Source organism: Bartonella sp. AA83SXKL, from assembly GCF_042196965.1.
In the GTDB taxonomy this organism is placed as follows: domain Bacteria; phylum Pseudomonadota; class Alphaproteobacteria; order Rhizobiales; family Rhizobiaceae; genus Bartonella.
Genome location: NZ_JBHIRG010000047.1, coordinates 1 through 4,616, shown reverse-complemented (window position 1 = coordinate 4,616; position 4,616 = coordinate 1). Strand labels below are relative to the sequence as shown.

Genomic DNA, 4,616 nt, shown 5'->3' with positions numbered 1-4,616 from the left:
TGATGTTCACACCACGCCGTTAATGTTGCTAGAAAGCCCCCATAAACATGAGAAGCGTCTGTACCCACATGCCGGCGGACCTCTTCAAAATACACTGCATCAATTTCATCAACAGACCTCTTTAGTTCAGTAAGCCATTTCTTAAAGCGCAAGTAACGCATGCCACCGCCTTCAAAACGGCGTGATTGAAAATGTTCTGTATCACTTGTGATAAAACCATCTGCATCACGAAGCGCCCAGCCTGTCTTAGTCCCTAGATCAAGGCAAAGAATTGTATGAGACATCTAAATCACCAGTACCTACTTCTCATTAATCTTGTGCTTTAAACTCTCAATCTCAGCATCTAATTCCTTAAGAATTTTCTTCTTTTTTATGACGGGTTGAGCAGAAGTATACACTATGTAAATAGGCGCAACTAAAAGTATAAAAACCATCATTGCAATAAAAAACACTGCATTTATTGATATGAATAAGTAGAGTACTAATTCACCTAGATTCATGTTCCCACCCCATTCTTGAAGATATGCATTTTCAAATCGTGTAAAATTTTATGTTTTTTCGAAATGATCTCACGGAGTTTATCGTTCTTTTTGTCTAATATTTCCGAGACAACAAAGGAGATTATAAGTAAATCAAAGATCACAAATGCAATACCCAAAGCTATCGCTGTCACACTCATCTTTTTTCCCTCACTTTCTTTTCTTCTTATGAGGCGGCGTTTTTACTGCACCTTCACGCTGCTTAAGCTCTTGTCTTAGTCTTTCAATTTCCTCGTCACGTGATTGAACATCTGCTTTTAGTGCCATCACTACTTCACTTACATCTCTGAATGCCTTTTCATGTTCTTCAGTCCTTTGTTGTAGTTCTTTTATCGCTCTATCGCGTTCTTTAATTGCAATATTCAGATCACTAGTTCTCTTTGCCACGTCCTTTGAAGATGCACTTCTTGACCACGCGTATTCTTCATCAAGAGTTTTTATGCTGCTTTTTAAAGTCAAGACCTGCTCTTTAAGAACTTTGACTTTGTTGCGATAATAAAATACAACACGCAACATCGCTCCGCATACAAGCAAAGCTCCCAAAACTACCAAGCCCGCTATTAAAATCTCATTCGAACTCATTCTGATCTCTATTCTTTGCTTTTAGGGCGGTCATCTCGGCCAATCCGTTTTGCCTCGCATTCCATTAAAAAAAGAATGCAACAAGCCGCATGTGCCAAGTGTGATAAATTACTCTCGCCATCCTTATTCTCTCCACCAAACCATGCTAATAAATGACGTAAAGAAGCTCCATACAAACGGCTCCAATTCATGCCATGACGCCAATTGCTTGCACCGTATTTGTTTTCTCCAAGCTCTAAAACTCTACCGATTTCAATCAGTGTCAACGGTGGAATAAGATCAACACGCGGTTTACCAATGTCATTCTTATGTGCTTTAAAAACCATGATTATCCCCCCCTTAAGGCTCTACGTATTTATATGTTTGCTATGACAGAGCGTTTAGTCATAAATTAAAAAAAATGAACTTACTCAATTCAAAAATACACTGCATGCCTCATCTCGTTACATTTAATGTTTGGACCGATTGTGTTTTTCAAAAATTTTTTGAGAGTTTTCTTTGAAATATTTTGTGTCGCCATGCATCTTTATGGACAATTCTGGTCCTAAAGAATTTTTGGCTATTAAATGGTTGTTTTCATCAAAAGAAAAATTCCAATCAGAATTATTAAAAACGATTGTACAGCCTTCTGGAAAACCTATTTCCTGTATTAAATCTTTCAAAATATAAAAAGTATAATATGATTTTTGCAAAACATTTACATAGCTTTGCTCTTTTTTACGATATAAATAAAAAACTTTACGATAGGCCCACAAACAAAAAACCGTAATTACATTGGTCGTAAAAAGTATAATAATTGCCGCTAAACCATAATCCATCTTTACTTTCTTTCTTCTTAAGAGTGTGAAGGCTGCTGTGGGTGTTTGTTATCAGCTGTAGTAAGTGGCACGCCCACCTCTTCAAGAGAGGGGCGTGGGTATAAATCGACATACCAGTCAACGGGACGAACAATACCATTGGTTGTCTTTTCAATCTTTAAGACAATTTCAGGCTCAGGAAACCGCAAGCCGCGTAAATACCTGTTAATCGTACTCTGTGCTACGCCAACTTGCTTCCCAAATTCGGCTTGAGATAGTTTATTTCGTGTGAGATATGATTTCAATTTTTCCATAATTCAAATAAATACCATAAAAGACTGTTTTAGTCAATAAAAAAATACCTTTATGGACTTTGTTAAATAAGCAGTCTTGGTGTAAGGTTTAGAGCATGCATATAATTAAAAAATTGAGGAAAGATTTGGGACTCACACAGGTGAAATTGGCTGAAAAAGCTGGTACCACGCAACCTCAAATAAAACGGCTTGAAAAAGGTGAGCGAAAATTAACCAAAGAGTGGGCGGAAAAGTTAGCACCACATCTTGGTGTAAAGCCGTTTAATCTTCTTTTCCCAGAAAACGAGGAAATACATCCCATATCTAATGCTATTGGAATGATACCGGTGATAGGAAAAGTTGCTGCTAGCTCGTGGATGTCGGTCGAAGATATGGATTTTGGATTTGATGACATAGAATATGTACCCAGCACCTCGAAATACCCAGCTCACTTTCAATTTGCTTTAAAAATCGAGGGCAACTGCCTTAACAAAATTGCTCGTGATGGTGATCAACTTATTTGCGTAGACATAATAAAAGCCGGCATTAATGTGGAACCTAACGATCTCGTGATAGTTGAACGCAGCCGATTCAATGGTCAAATGATTGAGCGTACAGCTAAACGTATACGTCAAACTATTAGTGGATTTGAACTATGGCCTGAAAGTACTGAACCCAATCATCAAGAACCTATCAAAATAAATGGGGCAACTGATGGAGAGGAGATTCGTGTAGTTGGGAAAGTTCTTTGGATTTTAAGAAAACCCTGAAAACAAAGGAGAAGCGGGAATGGGGACAGTAGACGAGAGCTTAAAAATAATAGCTGATAAAGTCAAAAATCATTCAGATACTATGTTAACTGAAGAAGCGGTCAAAACAGCGGTCGTTTTACCATTTCTGCGCGCACTTGGGTATGATATTTTCGATCCACTTGAAGTCATTCCCGAGTTTACTGCTGATGCCGTTGGTAAAAAAGGTGAAAAAGTTGACTATGCTATCCGTATAGACGGTGAGATACGTATTCTTTTTGAGTGCAAACCGATATCTTGCGAATTGAGTTCAAAGCATTTAAGTCAATTATATCGATACTTTAGTGTAACGAATGCTAAATTCGCGATTTTGACAAATGGTCGATTTTTTCATTTTTACACAGATCTTGATGCTGCAAACAAGCTCGATAATAGGCCATTCCTTACTTTTGATGTAATAGAATACAATACTGTGGTACTTACAGAGCTTAAAAAGTTTGAACGCTCAGCATTTAATATTGAAAATATATTGGTGACAGCCGAGCAGCTCAAATATGTATCTGGAATAAAACAAAACATCCAAAAAGAAATAGAAAATCCGTCCGAAGGTTTTGTTCGTGTTGCTTGTGCGGATGTTTATGAAGGGCGCCTGACTGCTAATGTCTTAGAAATGCTCACAGGTGTTACTAAAAATGCGTTTCGCGAAGTAATATCTGATGCGGTAAAAAGTCGGCTTTCTAGCGCTTTACAAACAACAACTGAAACCGACAAGCAAGATAATATTGCTACATCTATTGGTAATGAACATGCCATAATAACGACCGAAGAGGAAGTTGAAGGCTTCATGATTGTCAAGGCAATTGCGCGTGAAGTTATTTCTGCCGACCGTATTGTTATCAGAGATGCAAAGTCGTACTGCGCCATTTTAATTGACAATAATAACAGAAAGCCGTTGGTTCGACTGCACTTTAACAGAAAACATAAGCAACTAGCCCTTTTCGATACTGATATTGATGAAAAAGTCGGTATTGAAACGCTAGATAATATTTATGATTTTGCAGACAGAATAAGAGAAACAGCAAAAAAATATTTATAAGATATTCTAACAACCTATGTATGCCCCGCTGAAGCGGGGTTTTTTTGTTCGTCCGCAGTTTTTATAAAAAAACTACGGCGTTATCTACCCATCGATTGGCTCTGTCTGCACACTGCCCCAATTTTTCCTGCATATAAATTTCAAATACAGCTAACTGATTTATTTTTTTACGGGATACTAGGAAGTATCATGCCTCTACACTGAACGCTACAATACTCAAACCGATTCGTAATAAATATTAAAGTTCATTTATAAAAAACCATTTTAGCATAAAATGACTTGACCATAATAATCCTTTACGGTATATTCCTCTATAACAACATATCACGAAGAAGCAAAAGCCGATCTGGTGTAGATTAAATTACATTAACACGAACAATCGCCAAGAGGCGTTAGGGAGGAAAAATTATGGATAAGCCAATTCTTATAAATTCCAATGAAATTTTATTAGTTGTCTATGATGATGATCAAAACATTGGTCGGTCGGGACCACTGGATGAAAGCCAAGTTCTAAAAATTATTGACGAGGCAGATGATGCAATCCAAATCTTTCGCATCAA

6 protein-coding genes and 1 pseudogene are annotated in these 4,616 nt (G+C 37.4%); 2 read left to right on the top strand and 5 right to left on the bottom strand.

What is annotated here, in order from left to right; all coding sequences use genetic code 11:
• From ACFINO_RS09120 to ACFINO_RS09100, 5 genes and pseudogenes are all read right to left on the bottom strand, one after another.
• A pseudogene (locus ACFINO_RS09120) lies at nucleotides 1-284 on the bottom strand (hypothetical protein); the annotation flags it as partial.
• 405 nt (nucleotides 285-689) lie between these two features.
• Nucleotides 690-1,121, bottom strand: a complete 432-nt coding sequence (locus tag ACFINO_RS09115; protein ID WP_375633225.1) for a hypothetical protein — start codon at nucleotides 1,119-1,121, stop codon at nucleotides 690-692.
• A gap of 8 nt (nucleotides 1,122-1,129) precedes the next feature.
• Nucleotides 1,130-1,447, bottom strand: a complete 318-nt coding sequence (locus tag ACFINO_RS09110) for a dATP/dGTP diphosphohydrolase domain-containing protein (protein ID WP_375613946.1) — start codon at nucleotides 1,445-1,447, stop codon at nucleotides 1,130-1,132.
• A gap of 123 nt (nucleotides 1,448-1,570) precedes the next feature.
• Entirely contained in the window at nucleotides 1,571-1,939 is a 369-nt protein-coding gene (locus ACFINO_RS09105) for a hypothetical protein (protein ID WP_375613947.1), read from the bottom strand.
• 17 nt (nucleotides 1,940-1,956) lie between these two features.
• The gene (locus ACFINO_RS09100) at nucleotides 1,957-2,232 is read right to left on the bottom strand and encodes a helix-turn-helix domain-containing protein (protein WP_375633226.1); all 276 of its coding nucleotides are present in this window, start codon (nucleotides 2,230-2,232) and stop codon (nucleotides 1,957-1,959) included.
• Nucleotides 2,233-2,327: 95 nt separating this feature from the next.
• Between ACFINO_RS09100 and ACFINO_RS09095 the strand changes: the two genes are divergently transcribed.
• Both ACFINO_RS09095 and ACFINO_RS09090 read left to right on the top strand, forming a co-directional pair.
• On the top strand, nucleotides 2,328-2,981 hold the full coding sequence (locus tag ACFINO_RS09095; protein ID WP_004856665.1) for a LexA family transcriptional regulator: 654 nt from the start codon (nucleotides 2,328-2,330) through the stop codon (nucleotides 2,979-2,981).
• A 19-nt stretch (nucleotides 2,982-3,000) separates the two neighbouring features.
• Nucleotides 3,001-4,056, top strand: coding sequence for a type I restriction endonuclease (locus tag ACFINO_RS09090; protein WP_144755027.1), 1,056 nt, complete (start codon nucleotides 3,001-3,003; stop codon nucleotides 4,054-4,056).
• The last annotated feature ends 560 nt before the right edge of the window (nucleotides 4,057-4,616 follow it).

Excerpts from the sequence above, each read along its gene's own strand:
- ACFINO_RS09115 (WP_375633225.1), bottom strand. The coding sequence starts at position 1,121 with ATGAGTTCGAATGAGATTTTAATAGCGGGCTTGGTAGTTTTGGGAGCT.
- ACFINO_RS09110 (WP_375613946.1), bottom strand. The coding sequence starts at position 1,447 with ATGGTTTTTAAAGCACATAAGAATGACATTGGTAAACCGCGTGTTGAT.
- ACFINO_RS09105 (WP_375613947.1), bottom strand. The coding sequence starts at position 1,939 with ATGGATTATGGTTTAGCGGCAATTATTATACTTTTTACGACCAATGTA.
- ACFINO_RS09100 (WP_375633226.1), bottom strand. The coding sequence starts at position 2,232 with ATGGAAAAATTGAAATCATATCTCACACGAAATAAACTATCTCAAGCC.
- ACFINO_RS09095 (WP_004856665.1), top strand. The coding sequence starts at position 2,328 with ATGCATATAATTAAAAAATTGAGGAAAGATTTGGGACTCACACAGGTG.
- ACFINO_RS09090 (WP_144755027.1), top strand. The coding sequence starts at position 3,001 with ATGGGGACAGTAGACGAGAGCTTAAAAATAATAGCTGATAAAGTCAAA.